Raw genomic sequence first — 24,842 nt, forward strand, 5'->3', positions numbered from 1 at the left:
CTAAATTTTATTCCTGTTCAATACCTAATGCCTGCTTAAGCACCATTAATCGCTCTGTATCCCCTTCTTTTGCAGCTTTTTGAATGGCATGCGTTGGGGCGTGTGTGAGTCGATTGGTTAGCTTATTTGCTAATTCAAGCAAGACTTTTTCTGAATCTTTACCCGATTGTAGCTGATTTACAGCCTTTTCCACGAGCTCTAATTTTATTTCTTGTGCTGATGTTCTGTACTGGCGAATAACATCAACCGATTTTAAAGAGCGCTGCCAATCTGCAAACTCTCTGGTTTTATCATCAATGATCGCCTGTGCTTGTGTTGCCGCCTGCTCGCGACTTGCGATGTTTTCATTAACGATGGCTTGTAAGTCATCAACCGTATATAAATAGGCAGCATCCAGTTCATTAACTTGGCTTTCAATGTCCCTTGGTACTGCAATATCAACAAACAACATAGGACGATACTTTCTTTGCTTTAACGCTTGCTCTACCACCCCTTTACCAATTATCGGTAAAGTACTTGCTGTAGAGCTTATCACGATATCAGCATGCTGTAATTCATCTGGTAGCTGAGCAAGAGAGATGACATCCCCGCCAATTTCCTCAGCAAGATTTTTAGCACGCTCAATCGTTCGGTTTGCTACGGTAATGTGCTGTGGGTGATGTTGAGACAAATGCTTAGCAACTAACTCTATGGTTTCACCCGCCCCGATCAACAAGACCTTTGTTTTATCCAGCTTGCCATAGATATGCTTTGCTAAATTCACCGCAGCATAAGCAACAGATACCGCACTGGCACCAATCTCTGTTTCCGTTCGCACTTGCTTTGCAACCGAGAAGGTTTTTTGAAATAAGCGCTCAAACATGGGCTGGATCACATGATGATGCTTAGAGCTATTATAAGCTTGCTTTATCTGGCCAAGAATTTGCGGCTCACCTAACACCAATGAATCCAAACCGCATGCAACTCGCATTAAATGGTTTACAGCGTCTTGATTTTGATGAATATACACATTGTCCGCTAGCTCTTGCTGGGAGATATCATGGAAATTTGCCAACCAACCGAGAAGCGCTTGGGAATTAGCATTGTCGAGGCTACAATAGATTTCGGTACGGTTACAGGTAGACACAATCACAGATTCATGAAACTCTGTTAACTGATTGAGCTGCTCCAAAGCACGAGACAATTGCTCGGGTGAAAAAGCGACTTTTTCACGTAATTCGACGGAAGCGGTTTTGTGATTAATACCAAGTGCGATGATGGTCATAAATGCCAGTGTTGCCCAAGCCCTGCTTTAAAGCGGCCAATTTTACCAAAAATCAATCGAATATGGAAAGTAAGGAACCTCATTTGAAACAGTTTCATTTGATTTTGCTCATGTTTTTTTTATTTCTAGGTGGCTGTGCGCAATCACCACGGCACCCAGTTCAGGGACAGGCAACGCTAAACACCCTTGCCGAGTTCAATAAATGGCAGGCACGTGGCAAAATTGCCTTTATTGCCCCCGATGATAGACAGTCGGTGAACTTTAATTGGCAATATACTGATAATAAACAAACACTCACCTTAACCAGCTTTATCGGTACTCAAGTTTTAAAAATGATGGAACTTGATCAATATAGTGAACTGGTTGTAGATGGCAAGTCTTATACCGGACCAGAAAGCGCTGCACTTATTCATCGCGTAAGTGGTTGGCAATTACCTATCACACAAGCACCCAACTGGTTTACCGCAACACGATTTGAAGCGGGTTTTGAACTAGATACAGCAGGCTATATTCAGCAAGCAAGCTGGCAAGACGAACAAGGAAAAGTTTGGACAATCCAATACCAACGATATCGTAACTTCAATGGGCTAACATTGCCTGCGAGGCTGACACTGGCACATCAAGATATTACAATTAAAATTCAAATTAATGCATGGCAGTTCGACTCATAATGACCAAACTTACTTTAACAGCGCCCGCTAAACTCAATCTTTTTTTACATATCAATAACCGCAGAGCAGATGGCTACCATGAACTTGAAAGTCTATTCACTATGCTCGACTTTGGTGACGAACTTAGTTTTGAGCTAATTGAAGAAGATGACATCCAAATAGTAGGGGATGTAGCGGGAATCAATCATGAAGATAACCTCATTTATAAAGCTGCCAAAGCACTTTTACCCCATCGAACAGTAAAAAAAGGTGTAAACGTACATTTAACGAAACACTTACCTATGGGCGGAGGAGTGGGCGGTGGTTCTTCTGATGCAGCGACGACCCTACTTGCTTTAAACACGCTTTGGGAATGTGGACTGACACTGCAAGCGCTGGCAAAAATAGGATTACAACTCGGTGCAGATGTCCCTGTATTTATTCATGGTAAAACCGCGCTAGCCCAAGGTGTTGGGGAAGTTTTAACCCCGTTTGATTATCCTGAAAAGTGGTATTTAGTGGTCGCGCCTGGGGTCCATGTTAGTACCGTAAAAGTGTTCACAGATCCGGACTTACCACGTAGTACAGCGAAACTAAAAACGCCTTGGCAAATGGCAGATACACGCAATGACTGCGAAGAGTTAGTTAAAAAGCTTTACCCTGAGGTTGAAAAGACCCTGACGTGGTTGCTAAAATATGCGCCGTCAAGAATGACAGGAACTGGAAGTTGTTGTTTTGCAGTTTTTGATGACGAGCAAACAGCACTGCGTGTACTCCAGCAAATGCCGTCATCTTGGCAAGGCTTTGTAGCTAAAAGTGCAAGTGAGTCGATTACTCACAAACAATTAGCTACGTGGCTAAACAAAGAGAAGTAAATTAGTTTAAGTTAGCCTGTATCGACTGTGCTATTTTAGTCTTTGCATGTTAGTCCAAAAATTCAGTGCCTGAGGAACCCTACCGTGCCCGACATGAAGCTCTTCGCTGGTAACGCAACACCCGAGCTAGCTCAAAAAGTTGCAAAACGTTTATTTATTGAGTTAGGTGATGCCGTTGTAGGCCGTTTTAGTGACGGTGAGATCAGCGTTCAAATCAATGAAAATGTACGTGGTTCAGACGTCTTTATTATTCAATCAACTTGTGCACCAACAAACGATAACCTGATGGAGCTTATCGTTATGGTTGACGCACTACGTCGTGCTTCTGCTGGCCGTATCACAGCAGTAATCCCATATTTTGGTTATGCACGTCAAGACCGCCGCGTTCGTTCAGCACGTGTGCCTATTACTGCAAAAGTAGTAGCCGACTTCCTATCAAGTGTAGGTGTTGACCGCGTATTAACTGTGGATCTACATGCAGAACAAATCCAAGGCTTCTTCGATGTGCCAGTAGATAATGTATTTGGTAGCCCTGTACTTATCGAAGACATGAAAGAGCGCGATTTCGACGATGTCGTTGTTGTCTCACCAGACATTGGTGGCGTAGTACGTGCGCGTGCTATTGCAAAGCTACTTGACGATAAAGACCTTGCGATTATCGACAAGCGTCGCCCTCAAGCGAACGTATCACAAGTAATGCACATTATCGGTGACGTAGAAGGCCGTGACTGTATTATCGTTGACGATATGATTGATACAGGTGGCACCTTATGTAAAGCTGCTGCTGCACTGAAAGAGCATGGTGCTAAGCGTGTATTCGCTTATGCAACGCACCCAGTTTTATCTGGTAATGCTGCTGATAACTTACGTAACTCAGTTATCGACGAAGTGATCGTAACAGACTCTATTCCATTGTCTGACGAGCTTCGCGCAATTGATAAGGTTAAAGTGTTAACCTTAGCTGACATGATGGCAGAAACTATTCGCCGTATCAGCAACGAAGAATCAATCTCGGCAATGTTTGAACATTAATTCATTGCAAGATTAAATAAAAAAGCACCGTTTGGTGCTTTTTTATTGCTCTAATGGTTTTAATCTAGCCATGATAGTGCTATATTAGCGCGCCTTTTTTACCTACTGGGCAGACAAAATTTGTCAGCTTGATAGGTATACGCCAGAGAATTTGGTCGCGAGTTTTCTGACATTATTAACTTTATATATTTTGGAGACAGTTATGTCACAATACGTTTTAGACGCTGAAGTACGCGTAGAATTAGGTACTGGTGCGAGCCGCCGCCTACGTCGCGCTGATAAAGTTCCTGCAATCCTTTACGGTGCGGGCAAAGAAGTTGTTTCTCTTACTCTAGATCACAACAAAGTGATCCACATGCAAGAAGACGAAGGTTTCTACACTCACATCCTTACGCTAAACATTGGCGGTGAGTCTGTTGAAGCTATCGTTAAAGACATCCAGCGTCACCCGTACAAGCCTAAGATCACTCACTTAGACTTCCAACGTGTTGATGCTTCTCAGAAGATCCACACTAAAGTACCAGTACACTTCATCAACGAAGACGCTGCTACTAAAGGCGGTAACACTGTTGCTCACCACGTAACAGAAATCGAAATCACATGTCTACCAGCTCAACTTCCTGAGTTCGTAGAAGTGGATGTTGCTGCAATCGCTGTAGGTGCAACTGTACACCTATCTGACGTTGCACTACCTGCAGGTGTTGTTTCAGTAGAACTAGCTAAAGGTGCGGACCACGACCAAGCTGTTGTTACTTTAAACGCTCCTAAAGGCGCTGCTTCTGAAGAAGAAGCTGAAGAAGCAGCTGAGTAATTTTTAAGGTGTTAACACCTTGAATAATATTCAAATGCTTGTGGGCCTGGCTAATCCAGGCCCCGAATATGCAAACACTCGTCACAATGCCGGTGCGTGGTTCATAGAAGAACTGGCAAAGCGCTACAATTGCATTCTCAAACCCGACTCTAAGTATCATGGCCTTACAGGCAAAGTACTTATCAATAACCAAGAATTCAAATTGCTTATTCCCACCACTTATATGAATTTAAGTGGCAAAGCAGTCTCAAGCCTTGCAAACTTTTTTAAAATTCCAGCTGAAAACATTCTCGTTGCACATGACGAAATGGATATGGACCCAGGTATCGCCAAAATTAAAAAAGGCGGTGGTCATGGTGGACATAATGGCTTGAAAGACATTATTTCTAAGCTTGGCAATAATAAAGAATTTATGCGCTTGCGAATAGGCATTGGTCACCCGGGCCACCGAGACAAAGTCACGGGCTGGGTATTAGGTAAAGCACCAAAAGCTGACCAAGAAAAAATTGATGCGGTCGTTGATGAAGCGGTTCGTTGCATGGAAATTTTAGCGAAAGACGGTGTGTTAAAAGCACAAAACAGACTACATTCATTTAAGCCGTAAAGTATTTTTATACGGCAACAATTTGATTAACTGAAGGTTCAAAATTATGGGTTTTAAATGTGGCATTGTGGGTTTACCAAACGTTGGTAAATCAACCCTATTTAATGCATTAACTAAAGCGGGGATCGAAGCCGCAAACTTTCCGTTTTGTACAATCGAACCAAACACAGGCGTTGTTGCCGTTCCGGATCCTCGTCTAGACCAACTGGCTGCGATTGTTAATCCACAAAAGACCATCGCAACAACGATGGAATTTGTTGATATTGCCGGTCTGGTAAAAGGCGCATCAAAAGGTGAAGGTCTTGGTAACCAGTTCTTAGCAAACATTCGCGAAACAGATGCCATTGGCCATGTTGTTCGCTGTTTTGAAGATGAAAATATCGTACACGTTTCGGGTCAAGTTAACCCTGCTGATGATATTGACGTTATCAATACTGAGCTTGTTTTATCAGATATGGAAGCAGCAGATCGCGCAGCACAACGTAATGCTAAAAAAGCAAAAGGCGGCGACAAAGAAGCTAAATTCCAAAACGACGTATTAGAAAAAGTTAAAGCACACCTTGATGAAGGCCTAACACTGCGTTCTTTAGAGCTAACTAAAGAAGAACTTGCTGCTATCAAGCCGCTTAACTTCTTAACGATCAAACCGACAATGTATATCGCCAACGTCACAGAAGATGGTTTCGAAAACAACCCATTCTTAGACAAAGTACGTGAAATTGCAGCTGCTGAAGACGCGGTTGTGATCCCAGTATGTGCTGCGATTGAATCAGAGCTGTCTGAACTTGAAGAAGAAGACAAGCTTGAGTTCATGGCTGATCTTGGTCTTGAAGAGCCAGGTCTTAACTTAGTGATCCGCGGCGGTTACGAACTTCTTAAATTACAAACCTACTTTACTGCGGGTGTAAAAGAAGTGCGCGCATGGACCATTCCTGTTGGCGCAACGGCACCACAAGCTGCTGGTAAAATTCACACTGACTTTGAGCGTGGCTTTATTCGTGCACAGACGATTGGTTTTGATGACTACATTGAATACCAAGGTGAAAGCGGTGCAAAAGATGCAGGTAAAATGCGCCAAGAAGGTAAAGATTACATCGTAAAAGATGGCGACGTAATGAACTTCTTGTTCAACGTTTAATGACCTCTCTTATACAATGACTAAAAAAGCCCTCATTCAGGGCTTTTTTTGTGTCCGTTCGACACTTTTATCAATTCAAAAACGCTCCGATTGCGCTTTTCACCTTAAAAGGTACAAAACACTGCTATATTTTTTAACCTTGATTGTTGTCGATAATTGTACTTTTCCTTTTGTTTTGGTATAAAAACAGGCCGTTTCGCTTAATTTATCTGCAAACAATCTGTGATACGAAATTTTTTCGAAAAAAGGTGTTGACGGCATGGGGGCATATACGCATAATACGCCCCGCACCAGCGATGGTGATGAACGAAAAAGAGATGGCTATGTAGCTCAGCTGGTTAGAGCACATCACTCATAATGATGGGGTCCCCTGTTCAAATCAGGGCATAGCCACCATTCTTTTTCAAGTTGATTAGCAACTTTAAAACTAACTACCCTAATGTGCGGGAGTGGCGGAATTGGTAGACGCGCTGGATTTAGGTTCCAGTATCTTCGGATGTGAGAGTTCAAGTCTCTCCTTCCGCACCATGTTCTCGATAAGAACTAAAATAATCGTTTCGTTGGAGTATCGCCAAGCGGTAAGGCAGCGGGTTTTGATCCCGCCATTCCCAGGTTCAAATCCTGGTACTCCAGCCAATGGCTATGTAGCTCAGCTGGTTAGAGCACATCACTCATAATGATGGGGTCCCCTGTTCAAATCAGGGCATAGCCACCATTTTCTTAAAAAGAAAATACATGCGGAAGTGGCGGAATTGGTAGACGCGCTGGATTTAGGTTCCAGTATCTTCGGATGTGAGAGTTCAAGTCTCTCCTTCCGCACCATGTTCTCGATAAGAACTAAAATAATCAACTACCTTTGTTGGAGTATCGCCAAGCGGTAAGGCAGCGGGTTTTGATCCCGCCATTCCCAGGTTCAAATCCTGGTACTCCAGCCATCTCTTTATGAGATAACACTATGCGGGAGTGGCGGAATTGGTAGACGCGCTGGATTTAGGTTCCAGTATCTTCGGATGTGAGAGTTCAAGTCTCTCCTTCCGCACCATGTTCTTAAAGTTAGAACTAAAATAACTTTGACTACCTTTGTTGGAGTATCGCCAAGCGGTAAGGCAGCGGGTTTTGATCCCGCCATTCCCAGGTTCAAATCCTGGTACTCCAGCCATCTCTTTACGAGATAACACTATGCGGAAGTGGCGGAATTGGTAGACGCGCTGGATTTAGGTTCCAGTATCTTCGGATGTGAGAGTTCAAGTCTCTCCTTCCGCACCATGTTCTCGATAAGAACTAAAATAATCGACTACCTTTGTTGGAGTATCGCCAAGCGGTAAGGCAGCGGGTTTTGATCCCGCCATTCCCAGGTTCAAATCCTGGTACTCCAGCCAATTATCTACAAAGATAATTATTAAACATTGCGGGAGTGGCGGAATTGGTAGACGCGCTGGATTTAGGTTCCAGTATCTTCGGATGTGAGAGTTCAAGTCTCTCCTTCCGCACCATGTTTAACTCATCTAAATAACTCTTTAATCTCCTCTTAATATACATTTATATCCCTTTTATATTCTCACATTACACTTTATTTAGTCTTAATCCTTTGCTATTTCAGCTACACATAAAAAAGGAAGCCTGTAGCTCCCTTAATTTTAATAGTTTAAAGTTTTAACTAAATCAGAAGCTACCACCCATCGCATGCTTAAGCACTTCTCGTTTAATAGGGCCTGCTTTATTTGCCACTTTTAACGCAAGGCTTCGCAGTGATTTGAGCGGCTTAATCTCATTTGAAAAGCCAAAATAGCAAGCGTCCATCATGCTCATCATTAACAAATTATCTTTGCGGCGCATTTTTTCATATTGATGAAGACGAGCAAGCTCGCCAACATCATCAAATCCTTGCAAACATCCGCCAAGTGCAGCCACATCTTTAAAACCAAGATTAACGCCCTGCCCTGCAAGTGGATTAATCGTATGGGCAGCGTCCCCAACTAACACCAAACGTCCTTTGCTATATTGATTGGCATGTTGGCGTGCAAGTGGAAATACAGCGCTTTGCTCAACGGTAAAATCTCCCGGTAAGTCAAAAAAGTGCTCTAATATTTCTTGTTTTAACGCCTCATTAGATAAGCCTTTTAAACGTTTTAGCTCAGAGCCATGGTGATACCAAATTAAGTTGGCGTAAGGTGCTTGCATGGGCAAAAAGGCGATGGGGCCAGTGGGTTTAAACTCTTGCCACGTTTTCACCTGTTGCGGTCCGTCAAGCTTGATCAGAATACCCATACAATGCTGCTGATATTGCCACCCTGTTACGCCAATACCTGCAAGACTACGCAGCGCAGAGCGACCACCGTCGGCTGCAATGACGAGGTCCGCACTAAAGCGCTGCTGAGGGTAAACCAAATCGATACTGCTTAAGTGCTGCTCAATCGCGATGGGTGCATCAGTGACTGTTTCAACTTGAATATGATTGTCTTCAAACTGTGACCAAAGCGACGCTTGAATAATGCTATTCTCGACTAAGTGGCCTAAATGAGAAGTGGATACATCGGCTCTATCAAACACCAAATGCTCGCTGCCTCGTTCATACGCCTCTAACTGGTGGTAAGGCGCATTGCGACTCGCCCTTATCAGTGGCATTGCACCGAGTTTATCTAATAACGCTTCTGAAAAACGGTTGATGGCAGAGACTCGAATGTCCACCTGCTCGCCTTCAAGTATGGCTTTCGGATCTATGGGATTATTTTCTATCACAGTGACCTGACATCCTTGACGAGCAAGCTCCACCGCAGCCGCTGCGCCAACCATGCCGCCACCGACGATCAACACGTTATTTTTCATAAATTTGCCTAAATTAGCTGGTGTAATTACATTGTATCTTAATTCGTGAAAAAAAGATCTCTTTGCATGATTGTAGCCGAATAATTACAACCCTCCTTGATCCCCATTTTGAAAGATGAAATCTATACTTGGCTAGTGACTATAGGTCAGATAAAATACGCCTCTTTTTAAGCTATTTTAGTAAGTGTTTGCCAGTTCTTGGGGTATTTTTAATAACTGGCAAGGCGTTGTGCTGATCATCGAATTGAAAACGAGGCTTTATTTCAATGGGTAAAAAATTGCATATCAAAACCTGGGGCTGTCAAATGAACGAGTATGACTCCCAGAAAATGGCGGATCTGCTTGATGCCACTAACGGCTATCAGCTGACAGAAGAAGCTGAACAGGCGGATGTGATCCTACTCAACACGTGTTCAATTCGTGAGAAGGCACAAGAGAAAGTATTCCACCAGTTGGGTCGCTGGAAGTTATTAAAAGAAGATAACCCTGATTTGGTTATCGGCGTAGGTGGCTGTGTAGCCTCACAAGAAGGTGACACAATCCGTCAACGTGCACCATTCGTTGATATCGTATTCGGTCCGCAAACACTGCACCGTCTGCCAGAAATGATCAAGCAAGTGCAAAGCAAAGAAGGCTCAGTGGTCGATATTTCTTTCCCTGAGATTGAAAAGTTTGACCGTTTACCAGAGCCAAAAGCAGAAGGCCCAACGGCGTTCGTATCCATCATGGAAGGCTGTTCTAAATATTGTACTTTCTGCGTTGTGCCTTACACGCGTGGTGAGGAAGTAAGCCGTCCGCTAGACGATGTTATTTTAGAAGTTGCGCAACTTGCAGAGCAAGGCGTGCGTGAAGTGAACTTACTGGGTCAAAACGTAAACGCTTATCGCGGTGAAATGCACGATGGTGAAGTGTGCTACTTCTCTGATCTACTGCGTTATGTGGCTGCGATTGATGGTATTGACCGTATTCGTTATACCACGTCACACCCTGTTGAGTTTACACCTGACATCATTGAAGCCTACGCAGACGTACCTGAGCTTGTTGATCACCTGCACTTGCCAGTACAAAGTGGTTCAGACCGTGTACTTAACTTGATGAAGCGCGGCCATACTGCACTTGAATACAAGTCTACTATCCGTAAGCTACGCAAGATCCGTCCAAACCTAAGCATGAGCTCAGACTTCATCATTGGTTTCCCGGGCGAAAGCAAGGCAGACTTTGAAGAAACGATGAACCTTATCAACGCGATTGGCTTTGATATGAGCTTCAGCTTCATCTACTCAGCGCGCCCAGGTACTCCAGCGGCAGACTTACCAGATGATGTACCAGAGCAAGAAAAGAAAGAGCGTTTGTATCTATTACAAAACCGCATCAACCAAATGGCACAAGATATCAGCCGTAAAATGTTTGATACTGAGCAGCGTATTCTTGTTGAAGGTCCTTCGAAAAAGAATCCAATGGAACTGCGAGGACGTACCGAAAATAACCGTGTAGTGAACTTTGAAGGTCCACACTCAGTGATCGGTCAGTTCGTTGACGTGCGTATTACTGAGGCGCTACCAAACTCATTGCGTGGTGAATTGATCCGAACTGAGGCTGAAATGGACTTGCGACGTGATGTTGCACCGTCAGATATCCTTAGTCGTGCACCGTCAGAACCACAAGCCAATGAGATTGGTGTTGCAACTTTTACACCATAGAACATTTGTTTTGCGCCAGCATTTTGCTGGCGCAATCAATCTTAGGAAGTCATTTTGAGCAACCAAGTAAAAAATATTGAGTTTTATCTAGAACCTGCCGACAACAACCGTCTCTCTTCTCTTTGTGGTCCTTTTGACGATAATCTAAAACAAATTGAACGCCGTCTAGGTGTCGAAGTCGCACACAGAGATAACTGGTTTAAAGTAACGGGTAATCAAGTTACAGCTAAAGCTGCTGTTGATATTATAAAGTCTCTGTATGTTGATACTCAGCCAGTGAAAGGCAAAGCCAAAGACATAGAGCCAGACAATGTCCACCTCGCCATCACAGAAGCAAATTGCCTAGAACAAGACGCGCCGAATGTATGGGAAAAAGAAGTTTTCATTAAAACTCGCCGTGGTGTTGTCAAACCTCGTAACCCAAATCAAAGTCAATATGTGGCAAATATCTTAACTCACGACATCAGCTTTGGTATTGGTCCTGCAGGCACAGGTAAAACGTACCTTGCCGTTGCTGCTGCGGTTGATGCGCTAGAAAGGCAAGAGATCAGACGTATTCTACTAACGCGTCCAGCGGTTGAAGCCGGCGAAAAGCTGGGATTTTTACCAGGTGATTTAACACAAAAAATTGATCCATACTTACGTCCTTTATATGACGCATTATTTGAGATGCTTGGTTTTGAAAAAGTTGAACGCTTAATTGAAAAAAATGTCATAGAAGTAGCACCGCTGGCATACATGCGTGGTAGAACTTTGAACGATGCCTTTATCATTTTGGATGAAAGCCAAAACACGACTACAGAACAGATGAAAATGTTCCTAACGCGTATCGGTTTTAATTCAAAAGCCGTGATCACCGGTGATATTACTCAGGTCGACTTACCTAGGGGCGCACGCTCTGGTCTTCGTCATGCCATTGAAGTACTCAGCAATGTCGATGAAATTTCATTTAACTTCTTTAAATCTCACGATGTCGTTCGTCACCCAGTTGTGGCACGAATCGTGGAAGCCTATGAAGCAAAAGAAGAGCAAGAGCGTCAAGAAAAAGTCGCTAAGCAAAAAGCGAAACAGCAAGCAGCTGAACAACAAGGTCCAGAGTCATGAGTGTCGATGTAGATTTGCAGCTCGCCTGTGAGTTTGACAATTTACCCAATGAACATCAATTTCAAAATTGGGCCGAAAAAGCACTTTTGCCGTATAGAGAGTACGCCGAAGTCACAATTCGCATTGCCGATGAGGCGGAGAGCCAAGAGCTCAACAGCCAATATCGTGGAAAAGATAAGCCAACTAATGTGTTGTCTTTTCCGTTTGAAGCACCGCCTGGCATTGAATTACCTTTAGTCGGTGACTTAATTATCTGTCCTCAGGTGGTTTTTCGTGAGGCACAGGAACAAGAAAAAACTTTCCACGACCATTTTGCACATATGGTCATACATGGGTGCTTGCATTTGTTGGGCTTTGACCATATAAATGAACAAGACGCCATGGAAATGGAAAGTCTAGAAAAAGAATTTTTAGCCGATCTGGGCATTGCAGACCCATATCGTGATGACATTAACTAAGTGGAGTAAAGAACTACAATGAGCGACGATAACTCGCAAAGTAGCCAGGGTTCTTCTAGCAGAAACTGGCTTGGACGCATCACTCAGATGCTGCAAGGGGAACCCCAAAACAAAGAAGAGTTGGTAGAAGTCATTGCTGACGCTCAAGAACGAGCACTTATCGACCCTGAGACCAAAGACATGATGGAAGGCGTGCTGAGCGTCTCTGAACTTAAAGTTCGTGATATCATGATTCCTCGCTCTCAGATGATAACGCTAGATGTTGAGCAAGACTTGGAATCACAGCTCCCTGCTATGGTAGAGTCTAGTCATTCTCGCTTTCCTGTTGTTTGCGAGGACAAAGACCACGTAGAAGGTATTTTGCTTGCAAAAGATCTCTTACCTCTGATAGTGCAACAAAATGGCGCACTACCTGCGATTAAAGAGTACTTGCGCCCGGCTATTGTAGTACCAGAAAGTAAACGTGTAGACACTTTGCTCAACGAGTTTAGACAAAAACGCTACCATATGGCGATTGTTATTGATGAATATGGCGGCGTTTCGGGTCTTGTCACTATCGAGGATATCCTTGAAACCATTGTGGGTGAAATTGAGGATGAACATGATGATGAAGACGAGCAACAAGATATTCGCCAGCTGTCAAAGCATGTGTTTAATGTGCAAGCATTAACGCCGCTTGAAGAGTTTAATGAATTCTTTAAGACAGACTTTGATACTCAAGAAGCTGACACCATTGGTGGTATCATCCTACATGCGTTTGGTCATATGCCAAGCAAAGGAGAAACCATTGATGTTGGACCGCTGCAATTCAAAATAACTAACTCAGATAATCGCCGTATATTACAGCTTCAGGTCACTGTTCCAAAAACAGAGCATGTTGAAGATACCACTGAATAAGCTTATTTCTTTTGCAAAAGATAAAAACGCATGGCTTGCACTGATTGCAGGCTGTGCACTGACTTTTGCATACGCACCTTTTAGCTTTTGGCCACTGACATTTGTCTGCCTTGTCACTGCCTTTTATGTAACAGATCAACCTACTCCCAAACAAGCTGCTAAATATGGCTTTTTATTTGGCTTTGGTTGGTTTGCACTAGGCATTAGCTGGGTACATGTGTCTATCGCACAATTCGGTGGGTTGCCCATTGTGCTATCGCTCATGGCCATGGCTATGTTATGTGCTTACTTAGCGCTTTATCCTGCTTTAGCATTTGCGTTTGCTACCCGCTACAGCAAATCTCCTTTGCAACGATTTGCACTTTTAATCAGTGGCTTAGCCATCACTGAGTACTTAAGAGGCACGCTCTTTACGGGTTTTCCATGGCTCAGTTTTGGTTATACCCTCACTGATTCTCCACTTAATACGCTAGCTCCTTGGATAGGTGAATTTGGCTTAACTATATTGTGTATCATCATCGCCTATGCACTATATTGGCTGATCAATTACAAGCAGTATAAAGCCGCAATCATCACTATGGTGCCTGTCGGCATCGCTTATTTGTTATCTATGCAAAACACAGATACAAATTACAGTGGGAAACATCTAAAAACATTACTCGTACAAGGGAACATTCAGCAAAGCTTACGCTGGGAGCCCGAGCAGTTTTGGCCTACCATGTCCAAATATCAAGATATGACCAGACCGAACTGGACCGATGTTGATTTGGTAGTTTGGCCAGAAGCCGCTATCCCCGAAATTGAAGATTATGCATTTGATTACTTGGTCAATTTAGACAAAGCCGCTGCTTTTAATAATACCGCTTTGATCACTGGTATTCCTGATTACCAATTCGACACGCGTAGTGTATACAACACCCTGATTGTACTTGGTAAAAAACATCAAGAAGATACCGAAGGGCAATATCAATACCTGCACAGAAACCGCTATCAGAAACATCAACTGTTACCCATCGGTGAGTTTGTACCTTTTGAGGACCTGCTCAGACCTCTAGCTCCCCTATTTGATTTGCCCATGTCTTCTTTTTCTCGCGGAGATGCGGTGCAAAACAATCTGCTTGCTAATGGCATTCACGTATTGCCAGCAATTTGCTACGAAATCGCCTTCAGCGAGCTAGTTAGAGGAAACTATACAACTTCTTCAGATATCTTGTTTACAGTGAGTAATGATGCTTGGTTTGGCGACTCTCATGGCCCACACCAGCATATGCAAATCGCCAGAATGAGAGCCTTGGAGCTCCAAAGACCAATGGTGAGAGTTACAAATAACGGCATTAGTGGCGTATATGATCCCATCTCACACCAGCAGGTAACCATTGCTCAGTTTACCAGTGGCATTCTCAGTACAGATTTAAAACTGATATCCGGCCATAGTTTTTTTAGTAAGCACGGTCATACACCAGTTTGGATCTTAGTCGGTATCTTGCTGTTACTGGTGTTAGCTGCCAATAGTAGAAATTATTTATCATCTAAAATGGAAAAGGCATTTTTTTAATGCCTTTTACTTCACCCTATTATTAATATGTGCCTTAAAATGGTGCAACTTCATACATATCGCCCTCCCCTGGCACATCTAGCGCACACCAAATAAAGTTAAAGCATTGAAAATATTGAACTTATTGATTTGGCATTGTTCTTTCTTATCATAAGGTTTCATAAAACAATAGAGTCAATGATGGAACCCAACTTGTTAAATAACACACCAAACCTAGTTCAAGCCGTTTATATGGTGAGTAAGCATGGATTAAGTATTAGCGACATCGCAGAGTCTTACCAAATATCAAAGCAAGCACTGTATCGTGCAGTGCGTGCGCACAATACCTCTCATACACAGCAGCTAAGCAAACTCCAAAAACAAAAAGAAAGGTTATTACAGCAGCTAGCCTGCCTTGAATCGGATATCGAACAGCTCAAAAAAGGATGTTAAAATGTTAAAAATCAAACAGCTCGATACCATAGGGTTAGATACTCATAGTCAATTGTGCGATCTACTCACCGTCTGTATAGAGCATGGCGCCTCTCTTGGCTTTTATACGCCGGTAAACTCAGACATGCTACAGCAATACTGGTATTCAGTTGCACAAGCCATCGCTACGAAAGAGCGTAAGCTCTATGCACTTTATCGTGGCGACGCCTTAGTTGCGACGGTACAGCTCTCTCTATGTATGAAAGAAAATGGCCGACATCGAGCTGATGTCGAAAAACTTTTGGTTCACCCAAATACACAGCGTAGAGGCTACGCCACAATTTTAATGCGTCACATGGAACAAAGCGCATTGGAAAATGGGCGAACATTACTGGTTTTAGATACACAAAGCACAGACAAGGCGGAGTTATTCTATCAAGCCTTTGGTTACACTAAAGTTGGCCAGATCCCATTTTACGTATCGGATAATCAAGGCCAACTGCATAGTACCAGTTACTACTATAAATACCTTGCGCATGGCACCGCCTGCTTAAATGTAAATTAAATGCAAATGAAATACACGATACACAAATTATTCATCGCAAAGGTTTAATCTTTTATCGCCAATTTTGGCTTCTATTAAACTTAAGGAAGAAAAAATGAAAACTCGTACTTTAAGCGCTTTAGTCAGTCTGTGTATCCTCAGCAGTACTTTTGCTGCACAAGCAAAAGTCTTTATCTGCTCAGGTATTGTGACAAAAGTTGTCTCTAAATACGGAAACTTTGAAGTCCAGTACAAAAGCACTCGCACAGGTAATCAAATGGAACCTGTTTGGATTTATGACACCCATACTTATTTACTAGGCCCAGTATTGAAAGCCATCGAAGAAGGCGAGAAATACGGTACTGAATATGCGCTGGTACTAGAGAATAGAGAAGGCGGAGATACGCGCTGCTGGGACGGCAGTACTGATAACGCTCTGATAGCGATTGCCAAGAAATAAAATAACTAAACAATGCTACTAGTGAGCCCTCACAAAATCTTTGTGTGGGCTCATGGAAATCTAATGAACAAACTCTGCATACATACAGGCAATTTTTTCTATCAGGCATCAGAGTAAATGCGATTAAATAAGCGTTAAAATAAAGAATGCTATGGCCTAGAAATGATTAAGCCGTTAGGGGAATCACTAAACTTAAACGACAATGGCAGTGGAGCGACGACTATTTCCCCCCCGCCAAATCAATAAATGTCCCTGTTGCATAAGATGCCTCGCTACTCAACAGCCAGACTATTGCGTTTGCGACTTCTTCGGATGTACCCCCACGTTTTAGCGGTAATAATTCAGCTACTCTATCCACTCGATTAGGCTCACCACCATCCGCATGAATATCGGTATAAATACAACCGGGCCGTACACCATTGACACGTATTCCCTCTGCTGCGAGTTCCAAAGACAGACCTTTCGTAAAGCTATCGATGGCCCCTTTTGATGCAGCATAGTCCACATACTCGTTCGCACCGCCCAGATAAGATGCTGCCGATGATACGTTTACGATAGCGCACTGCTTGACAAGATTGCTCTGGCGCATCTGTTTAATTGCCTCACGCGCACAAATAAAATACGGCGTGACATTTTGCATCAACATCCAATTAATACGTTCGGCAGTCATTTCTTCAACCCGCATTTGCTTGGTCAAGGCACCTGCATTATTGACTAAATGAGTGACTGGACCAAAATGCGTTTGCACGGCTTGAAACAGTTCGACAACCTGTACCTCTTCACTGATATCTGCTTGAAAACACTGGGCCTTACCACCAGCCTCAATGATATCTTTTTGAACTTGGTGCGCAGCGTGATGGTTAGACTTAAAATTAATGGCAACGGCATATCCTTGCTGAGCAAGCTTTTTGGCCGTTGCAGCGCCAATACCTCGGCTCCCACCAGTGATCAATACAACCTTCATTTATATTCCTTATTGGGATTTGTGTTCAATAACCTAGCACTTTTTTCAGTATCAACATTCAAATTATCACATAACGGAACTGAATACTTGCGAGTACACTTTTCGTCATGCCACCAAAAATAAAAAGGAGCCTTTCAGCTCCTTTTTAACATTGCGTGTATTTAGTCAATAAACTTAGTCGGTGCCGGTGGCACAACAAGTTTCTTTTTAGGGTTTTCATCAAGCTCTTTTAATAGCTCTTTCACCGCACGCTCAACTGACGGATCTTTACCGGCTTGAATAAGCTCTGGGCGATCAATAACTTCGATATCTGGGACAACCCCTTCATTTTCGATGATCCAATTGCCGTCATTATCAAGAATACGGAATGTCGCCGCAATTACCTGACCACCGTCAACTAAGTATGGGTTACCAGAGATACCAATTAAGCCACCCCAAGTACGAGTACCGATCAACTTACCTAGACCCGCTTGACGGAAGTAGTAAGGAATAGCATCGCCACCTGAGCTTGAATAGCCATTGATCAGCATAGCTTTTGGTCCATCATGAGCAAACTGAGGTGTTTTTGTTGGTGTTACACCACGACGCTTCCAATAGTTTAGCGGCTTGCGTGCTAACCAAGTGATCACGTGCTCAGGAATAAAACCACCACCGTTGTAACGGTCATCAATGATCAACGCATCTTTGGTTGTTTGCGGCATAAAGTTCTTGAACATCGAACGGTTACCTTCATATGCCGTGTTTGGCAAATGAACATAGCCGATACGTCCGCCAGATAATTCATCGACATAAGCTTTACGCGTTTCAACCCACTGTAAGTAGCGTAGACCGATTTCACTCTTCACAGGTTTAATGGTTACTTTCCAGCTATCGTCAAAGCTTGTTGATTTGCTAAGAATAAGCTCAACTTGCTCGCCTTGTGTATTTTCTAGTAACTCATAGAAGTTACTCACTTCATTTACATTACGACCGTTAACCGCCAAGATGAAATCACCTTCACTTGCACGCACACCAGTCTCACCCAGTGGAGAGCGGAAGTCTTCATGCCAGTTTTCGCCTTTAAATATATGTTTAAGAGTCACAAAACCTGACGGGTGGCTTGCCACTTCAGCACCTAGCAAGCCATGCTTTTTACGCTCGCCTTTTGGCTCATCACCTGATTGCACATAAATGTGACCTGCATTGATTTCACCAGCAATTTCACTCAACACATAATCAATATCTGTGCGGTGCGCTGCTGCATCGGCCATAGGTTGGTAGCGCTTCAAGATTGCGTCCCAGTCTTGACCGTGGTGATTTGCGTCATAGAACCAATCGCGTAATGTACGCCAACCTTCTGTGTACATTTGTGACCACTCAACACGAGGGTCAATCTTCAGGTTCATGTTGCTAAGATCAAGTTGATTCGCTTTCAGATCTTGCTTCGCTTTTGGTTTGATCACACTGTACTTGCTGCCAGCACGTGCAATGACATGCTCACGATTTGCAGAGACTGTGTACTCACTGACACCTTTCGCGACAGTCTTAACTTTACCATCAACCTTGTTTTCAACCAGCTTCAGTGTACCGCCGCTCAGTGTTAACACACCGCCTTTAACGCCAGTCAGTGATGAGTAGTTGCCTGCAGGGGCAGGTAATGACACGACGCGATCCATAAAGCCATCAACTTGAATGCTGGTGTCCAGCTCTGTCTTCTCTTCTGACGCTTTATCGTCACCGACAATTTGTGTTTCATCACTTTGTAGCGTGTTGATAGGTTGAATACTGTCGTTCACCGCTACCGAGTAAATTCGTGTGGCTTTATTAAACAGATAATCAAACTCATACGAGCTAAATGCTAAATTAAAATCACGTTCAGAAGTGAAGTAAATGTACTGGCCATCTTCTGAGAACGTTGGGTTTGACTCAGACGTCATGTCATCAGTTAAGCGGCTTACCTTTTTAGACTCAACGTTATAGTGCCAAAGTGATGAATAACGGTTTTCGTTATTCTTAACAAAGATTAAGTCTTTGCTGTTTGGTGACCACGTATATTGTGTGATGCTGCGCTCATCGTGCAAACCACGGTCAATCTTGTGTAACTTGCCGCTCTCAACATCTAACCACCAAATAATATGGTCTTTGTCTGCAAATAATAGCTTGGTATTGTCTGGTGACCAGATAGGATCGAAACGCCAAATAGTTCCATTATCAGTTAGTTGCTTGACTGCATTGTTATTGGCACGATCTTTTATATAAATCTCATATTCGCCCGTCGCATCACTTAAATAAGCGACATAACGTGCATTTGGCGACCACGTTGCTGCGATTTCACGACCAGCTGGTGTATGTGACAAATTGCGTGTTGGTCCATTTTTCACCGGTACTGAGAAAATCTCACCACGGGCTGTAAACACTGCACGTTTACCATCGTGTGAGATATCCATTGAGTCAATGAACTTGCTCACATTCTTAGTGTAAGGCAGTGCCGACTTGCGTACACCATCAACATTGATAGTCAGTTTTTCGGTCATTTTATTTGCTTCATTGAAGCGATATAAATAACCACCGTTTTCATAAACGATTGAGTCAGGACCGGCTGATGGCCACAATACATCAAACTCTTTATGGTCCGTCATTTTGACTGGCTTTTTGCCTTCACGATATTTGTAAAGGTTAAGTGTATAATCTCTGTCAGAGACGAAGTAAATGCTGTCATTCACCCAAGTTGGTTGCTGATCAGTTGCACGGTGTGTCGTCAATTGCTTAGACGTATTCTTATCTAAATCATAGACCCATACATCTTGCGCACGCCCACCACGAGAACGCTTCCAAGTACGGAATTCACGATCAATTGGCGTATATACAAACTTACTGCCATCACCAGATAGCATACCGCCGCCACCTTCAGGAATCGCAAGTGGCTGCTCTAAACCGCCCTCTACTGGCACCATGTAAGGACGACCCATGCGTTTACCCCAAGGTGTACGGTTAGCACGGAAAACAATATGCTTACCATCAGGTGTCCAATCTAATACGCGGTAATCAAAACCACCTCGAGGCGGCATAGGACCGACATCATTATAATAAGTCAGTTGCTTTAGACCTGAACCATCTCGATTAATCACATAGATTTGACGGCTACCGTTATATTCAGCAGCAAAAGCAATTTTTTCGCCATCTGGTGAAAACTTAGGGAAAGTTTCGAAACCCACATGATCCGTTAAACGCGTGCTTTTGCCTGTATTTGTATTCGCAACATAGATATCGCCAGAGTACACAAAAGTAACGTGCTCTTTATGGATATCAGGGAATCTTAATAAACGGGTATCTTCAGTGCTGTAGGCGCTCGCTAAAGGGCTTGCTAGCGGCCCAAGCACAGCAGCCATCGCTGCAAACAAGTGCTTAATTTTCATTATTATCTCGTATATAAATTTGACTGTTACATGATAACAATTTCACTCATAAAGTCAGGTTGATGCGATAAAAAGCACAAAAATACCCACCAAATTAAACTGAAAAATCGTCACAAAATGTAAATAGATGAATAAATGACTCACACAGCCGTGTGAGTCATCAAGAGGGTAAGTTTAGTTATGTGGGATCGTTATCAAAACGACTGACATTAAACGGTGTCAAATCAATAGAAGTTGGCTGATTGGTGACGAGTTCGGTTATCAATTTACCTGTAATGGCCGACGTCAAAATCCCCGTTCTAAAATGACCACATGCATTAAGGTACCCTTCCACACCAGACACCTTGCCCAAAATAGGCAGCTCATCTGGCGTGCCCGGTCTAAGGCCTGCCCAACAACGCTTGATATTAGACTCATTGAGAATCGGTAAGCACTTCATCGCCCCTCGGGACAATTCTTGGATCTTATCTAGGCTATTGGTAGTATCGAACCCTTTTTCTTCCGTTGACGAGCCTATCAAGATCTCTCCGTTGTCTTTTTGCGCGATATAACAATCACTGGTGCTGATACAGCCATTCATAATTTTTGGCATGCGCTCAGATAAGACAATTTGCCCTTTAACTGGATAAACAGGCATATCTTTGCCTGTTGCCTGTTTATACAGATCATTAGCCCATGCCCCAGTTGCATTAACGAGCGTATCACAGCGCAACTCTCCGGCAGCGGTTTGCAAGCCCACCACTCGCTCTCCCTCTTTTAATACTGACTGGATTTCAGTATTTAAGAACAACTCAACACCATTTTGTCTCGCTGCTTCAGTATATGCTTCAACTAAACGATAAGGATTCACTTGGTGGTCGCAAATAAAGTCTATCGCACCAATGGCATCTGACGTGACATAAGGCTCCTCAGCTTTTAACTGCTCGGCATTCAACCAACGGATCTGGTCACTTAAATGAGGAATGCCACTGACAATTTGATCGGCATACAACTCATCTTCACGGTTATACATAATAAATTTAAGCCCAGTGCGTTCAAATTTAAAATCAACATTATGCTTGGTACGCAGTTCTTCATATAAATCTGGGTACATATCATTGGATTTGAGTGCAAATTCAAAAAAGCAGTCTGGTAATTGGTGTGGACGCATAGTTGGCACTTCTTCACCTTTGGCCTCACTGTGCAGTTTGGACAAAGTTTTAAAGAATATAACACCGCAGCCAAGTCCTACTGACTCACCGATGGCCCATAATCCACCAGCCGATGCTCTGGATGCATTACCGGGCTTTTTTAAATCAACCAGCGCAATCTTTAAGCCTGTATCACGACTTAAAAAATAAGCACACGCAGCGCCTACAGCACCACCACCGGCAATTACAACATCATACTTGTTCATTTAGCGTTTCTTCCATAAAAGTAAAAGGGATAGGATCAAGCGGGAATCGAGGTTTTATTACCCCTGTATTTTTGTCATGTCCAGCCTGATGAAGTAAATCAAGGGCATAACTACTGCACGTTTTTCCCTGACAATCGCCCATACCAATCCGGGTACGCATTTTCAGTGTTGTTAGATCTTTCACACCCTCGTCGATAGCATCAGTAAGCTGCTTTTTAGTTGCTTGCTCACAGCGACACACAACTGTATCGTCTTGAGGTAAATCCAATAACCCAGTCTGACGCGCACTAAAGCGATCAAAGCCAAATCGAAAACGCTTGATGCGCGCATGCTTGCGCTCTATTTTTCGCTTTTCTTTTTCCATTGTCGCACTGTCTAGCAAGCCACGTTGATGCACAATGTTGAGCGCAGCTATCTGCCCTTCACAAATCGCAGCATCTGCTCCCAGCAAGCCGCTGCTGTCACCAACCACATAAGTATTTTTTTGACTACTTTGATAATTATCATCAAGCTTAGGTATGTAACCACTTACTTTAGAATAGTCATGTTCAATACCGAGTAACATGGCCAATTGAGTGCGTGCAACAAAACCATAACCGACACCAATCGCATCCACGTCTAATGGCTTAGCCTGACTAATATCAGGACGCCACTGATCATCATATGGCGCGACAGACACTTGCTCTAGGTATGTATCCCCCTGTGCACTAACAATACCGTGACCATAGCGAAAAGGAATTTGATGCTTTTTCAAGTAGCTCATCATGCTTAAGCCATTGAGCGTTAGTTTCGGTTTATGTAACAAGGCCACCGCTTCTTTGGCTAGTTTGTTGAAAGCGCTCGCTTCATAAACACCCACAACATCAACACCCGCTTTATGCAGCTGACACGCCACTAAGGGTAATAATGGGCCCGTGCCTAACAAAGCCATTTTGCTGCCCGGCTTTACCAAGCCACTTTTGATTTGTAATTGCACACCACCCAGTAACATTACCCCAGGCAACTGCCAGCCAGGAAAAGGAACACTGCGCTCATGACAGCCCGTTGCTAAGATCAGCTCATTGTGCTCTAACGTGGTCAATCCCCCACCTTCACTCAATAATAAATGCTGATCACCTTCAGGCCCCAGTACACGAGTTTGCAACTTGAGCTCAATGAACGATTTGTGCTTTTCATAACGAGTGCGCAAAGCACTCATTGCACGCTGTAAATTATCGTCCAAATGCGGCAATGTAGCTGTATTTCTAAGTGGCCCACGATAGATAACCCCCCCTATTTTGGAGGTCTCATCAATGATAACTGATGGGATTTGGTACTTTCCAAGCATCGCAGCTGCAGCCGTACCAGAAGGCCCTCCACCCACAATCACAACAGGATTAGACTTTTTCATGATCAATCCCCACATCTTTAAAACGATTACTCAACGTTTCTACCTGCATATTCGGTTCCACTAAGGTCTGACACGCCCTTTGCTTGTATCGTTTATTCACTTTTACATGGCAGCAATGGCAAACGCCCATTGCACAATACCCGCCCGTGACAACTTTTCTGTCGTTTTCACATATTTGCTTAATGTCTGCGGCCTGTAGCACTGATAGGATAGTTTCACCTTCACATGCGTTAATAGGTTGGTCATCTATGAGAATTTGAAATGTGATTGAGTCTAAAGGCGTAATATCCTTTGTACGCGTCGCTGTTGTCATTTTTTTACCTTTCGCTACTAAATTTCATGTCAGCCTAGGGTAAAAAACTGCCAATAAAAACCCATTTTTTACAACAGTTAAATATTTGTTGATCTAAATTAAGGAACTGAGAAAAAGCGGCAATTTGTAATGCCATGTAATTTATTTTTCCTAAAAAATGTGAATGTAAAGAATTATAAAACCCTATATTTTTTCACTAAATTAGTGACTTAAAATTTATTGGACTGACCAGTTATGCAATATATATCAACATAAAAAGTATGATACACCCCACAAAATAACGAGTGGTAAGGGTAAGTAAAACACTTATAAATGTTAACTTTTTGGTAAGATTGTCACACCTATATCTTCTTTTACATGCTCAATCACCATATAAGTATGGTTTGTGCCAACACCCGGTATTTCTACAATTTGACCAAGCACCTCACGATACTGGTGCATATCAGAAACCCTAATTTTTAATAAATAATCGAACCCACCAGCGACCATGTCACAAGCAACTACATGGGGGATCTCTAAAACATGCTGTTTAAAGGTTTCAAATACAGATTCTGTTGAACTTTTGAGTGTTATCTCAACATGCGCGACCAACTGCTGCCCCAGCTTCTCAGCATTTAATCTTGCTGTGTAACCTTCTATATAGCCTTCTGACTCTAGCTTCTTAACCCTATCTAAGCAGGGACTGGGACTTAAATTGACAGCTTTAGCCAAGTTAACATTTGAAATTCGGCCATTTTTTTGCAATTCATTTAAGATTGCATGGTCGATCCTATCTAAAATACGCGTTTTTATTGAAGTAGTCATACAGTATAAAATTCTGCAATAAGGTCTAATAACACTCAAATTTACCGTAATTCATGAAAATAAGACAGCACATTCTGCTGCACTTTCTATACAATGCTCGAAAATTATTATGGATGTCCCTTTTTTATGAAGTTTGTTTATATAAACAAAGGGGCTAAAATTTAACCACCACAAAATTACGCAGCGTTCATTTAAAAAAATGAGGCAAGAAAGCAACCTCAGCCTTTGGCTGTGCTTTCTGTAGTATTTAG

At 43.0% G+C, this 24,842-nt stretch carries 22 protein-coding genes and 11 tRNA genes; 25 read left to right on the forward strand and 8 right to left on the reverse strand.

Going from position 1 to position 24,842, the window contains the following annotated elements; translation table 11 throughout:
- Window positions 1–7: 7 nt before the first annotated feature.
- Window positions 8–1,264: a glutamyl-tRNA reductase gene (gene hemA / locus QNM16_RS19615; protein WP_237135940.1), complete on the reverse strand. Its 1,257-nt coding sequence runs from the start codon at window positions 1,262–1,264 to the stop codon at window positions 8–10.
- Between the two features lie 83 nt (window positions 1,265–1,347).
- Here hemA and lolB point away from each other — a divergent pair, with 83 nt between their 5' ends.
- From lolB to QNM16_RS19700, 17 genes are all read left to right on the forward strand, one after another.
- Entirely contained in the window at window positions 1,348–1,935 is a 588-nt protein-coding gene (lolB, locus tag QNM16_RS19620; RefSeq protein ID WP_284022021.1) for a lipoprotein insertase outer membrane protein LolB, read from the forward strand.
- Window positions 1,935–2,789, forward strand: a complete 855-nt coding sequence (gene ispE / locus QNM16_RS19625; protein ID WP_284022022.1) for a 4-(cytidine 5'-diphospho)-2-C-methyl-D-erythritol kinase — start codon at window positions 1,935–1,937, stop codon at window positions 2,787–2,789. The genes lolB and ispE overlap by 1 nt, the downstream gene beginning before the upstream one ends.
- Before the next feature lie 84 nt (window positions 2,790–2,873).
- Window positions 2,874–3,821: a ribose-phosphate pyrophosphokinase gene (locus tag QNM16_RS19630; RefSeq protein ID WP_284022023.1), complete on the forward strand. Its 948-nt coding sequence runs from the start codon at window positions 2,874–2,876 to the stop codon at window positions 3,819–3,821.
- Window positions 3,822–4,023: 202 nt separating this feature from the next.
- A complete protein-coding gene (locus QNM16_RS19635) occupies window positions 4,024–4,632 on the forward strand; it encodes a 50S ribosomal protein L25/general stress protein Ctc (RefSeq protein ID WP_039608388.1) in 609 nt (202 codons plus the stop codon).
- A gap of 19 nt (window positions 4,633–4,651) precedes the next feature.
- Window positions 4,652–5,236, forward strand: coding sequence for an aminoacyl-tRNA hydrolase (gene pth / locus QNM16_RS19640; protein WP_039608387.1), 585 nt, complete (start codon window positions 4,652–4,654; stop codon window positions 5,234–5,236).
- A 46-nt stretch (window positions 5,237–5,282) separates the two neighbouring features.
- Window positions 5,283–6,374 carry a redox-regulated ATPase YchF gene (ychF, locus tag QNM16_RS19645; protein WP_039608386.1) on the forward strand — a complete coding sequence of 364 codons (1,092 nt, stop codon included), beginning with the start codon at window positions 5,283–5,285 and terminating at the stop codon, window positions 6,372–6,374.
- Window positions 6,375–6,693: 319 nt separating this feature from the next.
- Window positions 6,694–6,770 (forward strand) — tRNA-Met (locus tag QNM16_RS19650).
- 47 nt (window positions 6,771–6,817) lie between these two features.
- Window positions 6,818–6,902, forward strand: a tRNA-Leu gene (locus tag QNM16_RS19655).
- Window positions 6,903–6,935: 33 nt separating this feature from the next.
- Window positions 6,936–7,010 (forward strand) — tRNA-Gln (locus QNM16_RS19660).
- Window positions 7,011–7,012: 2 nt separating this feature from the next.
- A tRNA-Met gene (locus QNM16_RS19665) sits at window positions 7,013–7,089 on the forward strand.
- Between the two features lie 22 nt (window positions 7,090–7,111).
- Window positions 7,112–7,196: transfer RNA gene (locus QNM16_RS19670), tRNA-Leu, on the forward strand.
- A 38-nt stretch (window positions 7,197–7,234) separates the two neighbouring features.
- Window positions 7,235–7,309 (forward strand) — tRNA-Gln (locus QNM16_RS19675).
- A gap of 22 nt (window positions 7,310–7,331) precedes the next feature.
- Window positions 7,332–7,416, forward strand: a tRNA-Leu gene (locus QNM16_RS19680).
- Window positions 7,417–7,458: 42 nt separating this feature from the next.
- A tRNA-Gln gene (locus tag QNM16_RS19685) sits at window positions 7,459–7,533 on the forward strand.
- Between the two features lie 22 nt (window positions 7,534–7,555).
- Window positions 7,556–7,640 (forward strand) — tRNA-Leu (locus tag QNM16_RS19690).
- 38 nt (window positions 7,641–7,678) lie between these two features.
- Window positions 7,679–7,753: transfer RNA gene (locus QNM16_RS19695), tRNA-Gln, on the forward strand.
- 29 nt (window positions 7,754–7,782) lie between these two features.
- Window positions 7,783–7,867, forward strand: a tRNA-Leu gene (locus QNM16_RS19700).
- Between the two features lie 169 nt (window positions 7,868–8,036).
- Here the strand turns inward: QNM16_RS19700 and QNM16_RS19705 are convergent.
- Window positions 8,037–9,200, reverse strand: a complete 1,164-nt coding sequence (locus QNM16_RS19705; RefSeq protein WP_284022024.1) for an FAD-dependent oxidoreductase — start codon at window positions 9,198–9,200, stop codon at window positions 8,037–8,039.
- Window positions 9,201–9,466: 266 nt separating this feature from the next.
- On the opposite strand from QNM16_RS19705, the gene miaB reads away from it, so the two are divergent.
- The 8 genes from miaB to QNM16_RS19745 all read left to right on the forward strand — a co-directional run bounded on the left by miaB (window position 9,467) and on the right by QNM16_RS19745 (window position 16,329).
- On the forward strand, window positions 9,467–10,900 hold the full coding sequence (gene miaB / locus QNM16_RS19710) for a tRNA (N6-isopentenyl adenosine(37)-C2)-methylthiotransferase MiaB (protein ID WP_284022025.1): 1,434 nt from the start codon (window positions 9,467–9,469) through the stop codon (window positions 10,898–10,900).
- Between the two features lie 54 nt (window positions 10,901–10,954).
- The gene (locus QNM16_RS19715) at window positions 10,955–12,004 is read left to right on the forward strand and encodes a PhoH family protein (RefSeq protein WP_039608383.1); all 1,050 of its coding nucleotides are present in this window, start codon (window positions 10,955–10,957) and stop codon (window positions 12,002–12,004) included.
- Entirely contained in the window at window positions 12,001–12,462 is a 462-nt protein-coding gene (gene ybeY / locus QNM16_RS19720) for an rRNA maturation RNase YbeY (protein ID WP_284022026.1), read from the forward strand. Before QNM16_RS19715 ends, ybeY begins: the two co-directional genes overlap by 4 nt.
- Before the next feature lie 18 nt (window positions 12,463–12,480).
- Window positions 12,481–13,359, forward strand: coding sequence for a CNNM family magnesium/cobalt transport protein CorC (corC, locus tag QNM16_RS19725; RefSeq protein WP_063363196.1), 879 nt, complete (start codon window positions 12,481–12,483; stop codon window positions 13,357–13,359).
- Complete coding sequence (gene lnt, locus QNM16_RS19730; protein ID WP_284022027.1) at window positions 13,337–14,914, forward strand: apolipoprotein N-acyltransferase; 1,578 nt, start codon at window positions 13,337–13,339, stop codon at window positions 14,912–14,914. The genes corC and lnt overlap by 23 nt, the downstream gene beginning before the upstream one ends.
- Window positions 14,915–15,106: 192 nt before the next feature.
- The gene (locus tag QNM16_RS19735; protein ID WP_284022028.1) at window positions 15,107–15,346 is read left to right on the forward strand and encodes a helix-turn-helix domain-containing protein; all 240 of its coding nucleotides are present in this window, start codon (window positions 15,107–15,109) and stop codon (window positions 15,344–15,346) included.
- Between the two features lies 1 nt (window position 15,347).
- Window positions 15,348–15,890: a GNAT family N-acetyltransferase gene (locus tag QNM16_RS19740; RefSeq protein ID WP_284022029.1), complete on the forward strand. Its 543-nt coding sequence runs from the start codon at window positions 15,348–15,350 to the stop codon at window positions 15,888–15,890.
- Window positions 15,891–15,984: 94 nt separating this feature from the next.
- Window positions 15,985–16,329 carry a hypothetical protein gene (locus QNM16_RS19745; RefSeq protein ID WP_284022030.1) on the forward strand — a complete coding sequence of 115 codons (345 nt, stop codon included), beginning with the start codon at window positions 15,985–15,987 and terminating at the stop codon, window positions 16,327–16,329.
- 220 nt (window positions 16,330–16,549) lie between these two features.
- Here the strand turns inward: QNM16_RS19745 and QNM16_RS19750 are convergent, their stop codons facing one another.
- From QNM16_RS19750 to QNM16_RS19775, 6 genes are all read right to left on the reverse strand, one after another.
- Window positions 16,550–17,293, reverse strand: coding sequence for an SDR family oxidoreductase (locus tag QNM16_RS19750; protein ID WP_284022031.1), 744 nt, complete (start codon window positions 17,291–17,293; stop codon window positions 16,550–16,552).
- 161 nt (window positions 17,294–17,454) lie between these two features.
- Window positions 17,455–20,688, reverse strand: coding sequence for a S41 family peptidase (locus QNM16_RS19755; RefSeq protein ID WP_284022032.1), 3,234 nt, complete (start codon window positions 20,686–20,688; stop codon window positions 17,455–17,457).
- 178 nt (window positions 20,689–20,866) lie between these two features.
- On the reverse strand, window positions 20,867–22,084 hold the full coding sequence (locus QNM16_RS19760) for an NAD(P)/FAD-dependent oxidoreductase (RefSeq protein ID WP_284022033.1): 1,218 nt from the start codon (window positions 22,082–22,084) through the stop codon (window positions 20,867–20,869).
- Complete coding sequence (locus tag QNM16_RS19765; RefSeq protein ID WP_284022034.1) at window positions 22,071–23,474, reverse strand: FAD/NAD(P)-dependent oxidoreductase; 1,404 nt, start codon at window positions 23,472–23,474, stop codon at window positions 22,071–22,073. Before QNM16_RS19765 ends, QNM16_RS19760 begins: the two co-directional genes overlap by 14 nt.
- Window positions 23,461–23,787, reverse strand: coding sequence for a 2Fe-2S iron-sulfur cluster-binding protein (locus tag QNM16_RS19770; RefSeq protein WP_284022035.1), 327 nt, complete (start codon window positions 23,785–23,787; stop codon window positions 23,461–23,463). Before QNM16_RS19770 ends, QNM16_RS19765 begins: the two co-directional genes overlap by 14 nt.
- A 315-nt stretch (window positions 23,788–24,102) precedes the next feature.
- Window positions 24,103–24,591 carry a winged helix-turn-helix transcriptional regulator gene (locus tag QNM16_RS19775; RefSeq protein WP_284022036.1) on the reverse strand — a complete coding sequence of 163 codons (489 nt, stop codon included), beginning with the start codon at window positions 24,589–24,591 and terminating at the stop codon, window positions 24,103–24,105.
- Window positions 24,592–24,842 lie beyond the last annotated feature (251 nt).

Source organism: Pseudoalteromonas umbrosa (assembly GCF_030125375.1).
GTDB classification, from domain to species: domain Bacteria; phylum Pseudomonadota; class Gammaproteobacteria; order Enterobacterales; family Alteromonadaceae; genus Pseudoalteromonas; species Pseudoalteromonas umbrosa.

Excerpts from the sequence above, each read along its gene's own strand:
- QNM16_RS19745 (WP_284022030.1), top strand. The coding sequence starts at position 15,985 with ATGAAAACTCGTACTTTAAGCGCTTTAGTCAGTCTGTGTATCCTCAGC.
- miaB (WP_284022025.1), top strand. The coding sequence starts at position 9,467 with ATGGGTAAAAAATTGCATATCAAAACCTGGGGCTGTCAAATGAACGAG.
- QNM16_RS19705 (WP_284022024.1), bottom strand. The coding sequence starts at position 9,200 with ATGAAAAATAACGTGTTGATCGTCGGTGGCGGCATGGTTGGCGCAGCG.
- corC (WP_063363196.1), top strand. The coding sequence starts at position 12,481 with ATGAGCGACGATAACTCGCAAAGTAGCCAGGGTTCTTCTAGCAGAAAC.
- QNM16_RS19775 (WP_284022036.1), bottom strand. The coding sequence starts at position 24,591 with ATGACTACTTCAATAAAAACGCGTATTTTAGATAGGATCGACCATGCA.
- QNM16_RS19750 (WP_284022031.1), bottom strand. The coding sequence starts at position 17,293 with ATGAAGGTTGTATTGATCACTGGTGGGAGCCGAGGTATTGGCGCTGCA.
- ispE (WP_284022022.1), top strand. The coding sequence starts at position 1,935 with ATGACCAAACTTACTTTAACAGCGCCCGCTAAACTCAATCTTTTTTTA.
- QNM16_RS19635 (WP_039608388.1), top strand. The coding sequence starts at position 4,024 with ATGTCACAATACGTTTTAGACGCTGAAGTACGCGTAGAATTAGGTACT.
- QNM16_RS19740 (WP_284022029.1), top strand. The coding sequence starts at position 15,348 with ATGTTAAAAATCAAACAGCTCGATACCATAGGGTTAGATACTCATAGT.
- lnt (WP_284022027.1), top strand. The coding sequence starts at position 13,337 with ATGTTGAAGATACCACTGAATAAGCTTATTTCTTTTGCAAAAGATAAA.
- ybeY (WP_284022026.1), top strand. The coding sequence starts at position 12,001 with ATGAGTGTCGATGTAGATTTGCAGCTCGCCTGTGAGTTTGACAATTTA.
- ychF (WP_039608386.1), top strand. The coding sequence starts at position 5,283 with ATGGGTTTTAAATGTGGCATTGTGGGTTTACCAAACGTTGGTAAATCA.
- QNM16_RS19765 (WP_284022034.1), bottom strand. The coding sequence starts at position 23,474 with ATGAAAAAGTCTAATCCTGTTGTGATTGTGGGTGGAGGGCCTTCTGGT.
- QNM16_RS19770 (WP_284022035.1), bottom strand. The coding sequence starts at position 23,787 with ATGACAACAGCGACGCGTACAAAGGATATTACGCCTTTAGACTCAATC.
- QNM16_RS19755 (WP_284022032.1), bottom strand. The coding sequence starts at position 20,688 with ATGAAAATTAAGCACTTGTTTGCAGCGATGGCTGCTGTGCTTGGGCCG.
- QNM16_RS19760 (WP_284022033.1), bottom strand. The coding sequence starts at position 22,084 with ATGAACAAGTATGATGTTGTAATTGCCGGTGGTGGTGCTGTAGGCGCT.
- hemA (WP_237135940.1), bottom strand. The coding sequence starts at position 1,264 with ATGACCATCATCGCACTTGGTATTAATCACAAAACCGCTTCCGTCGAA.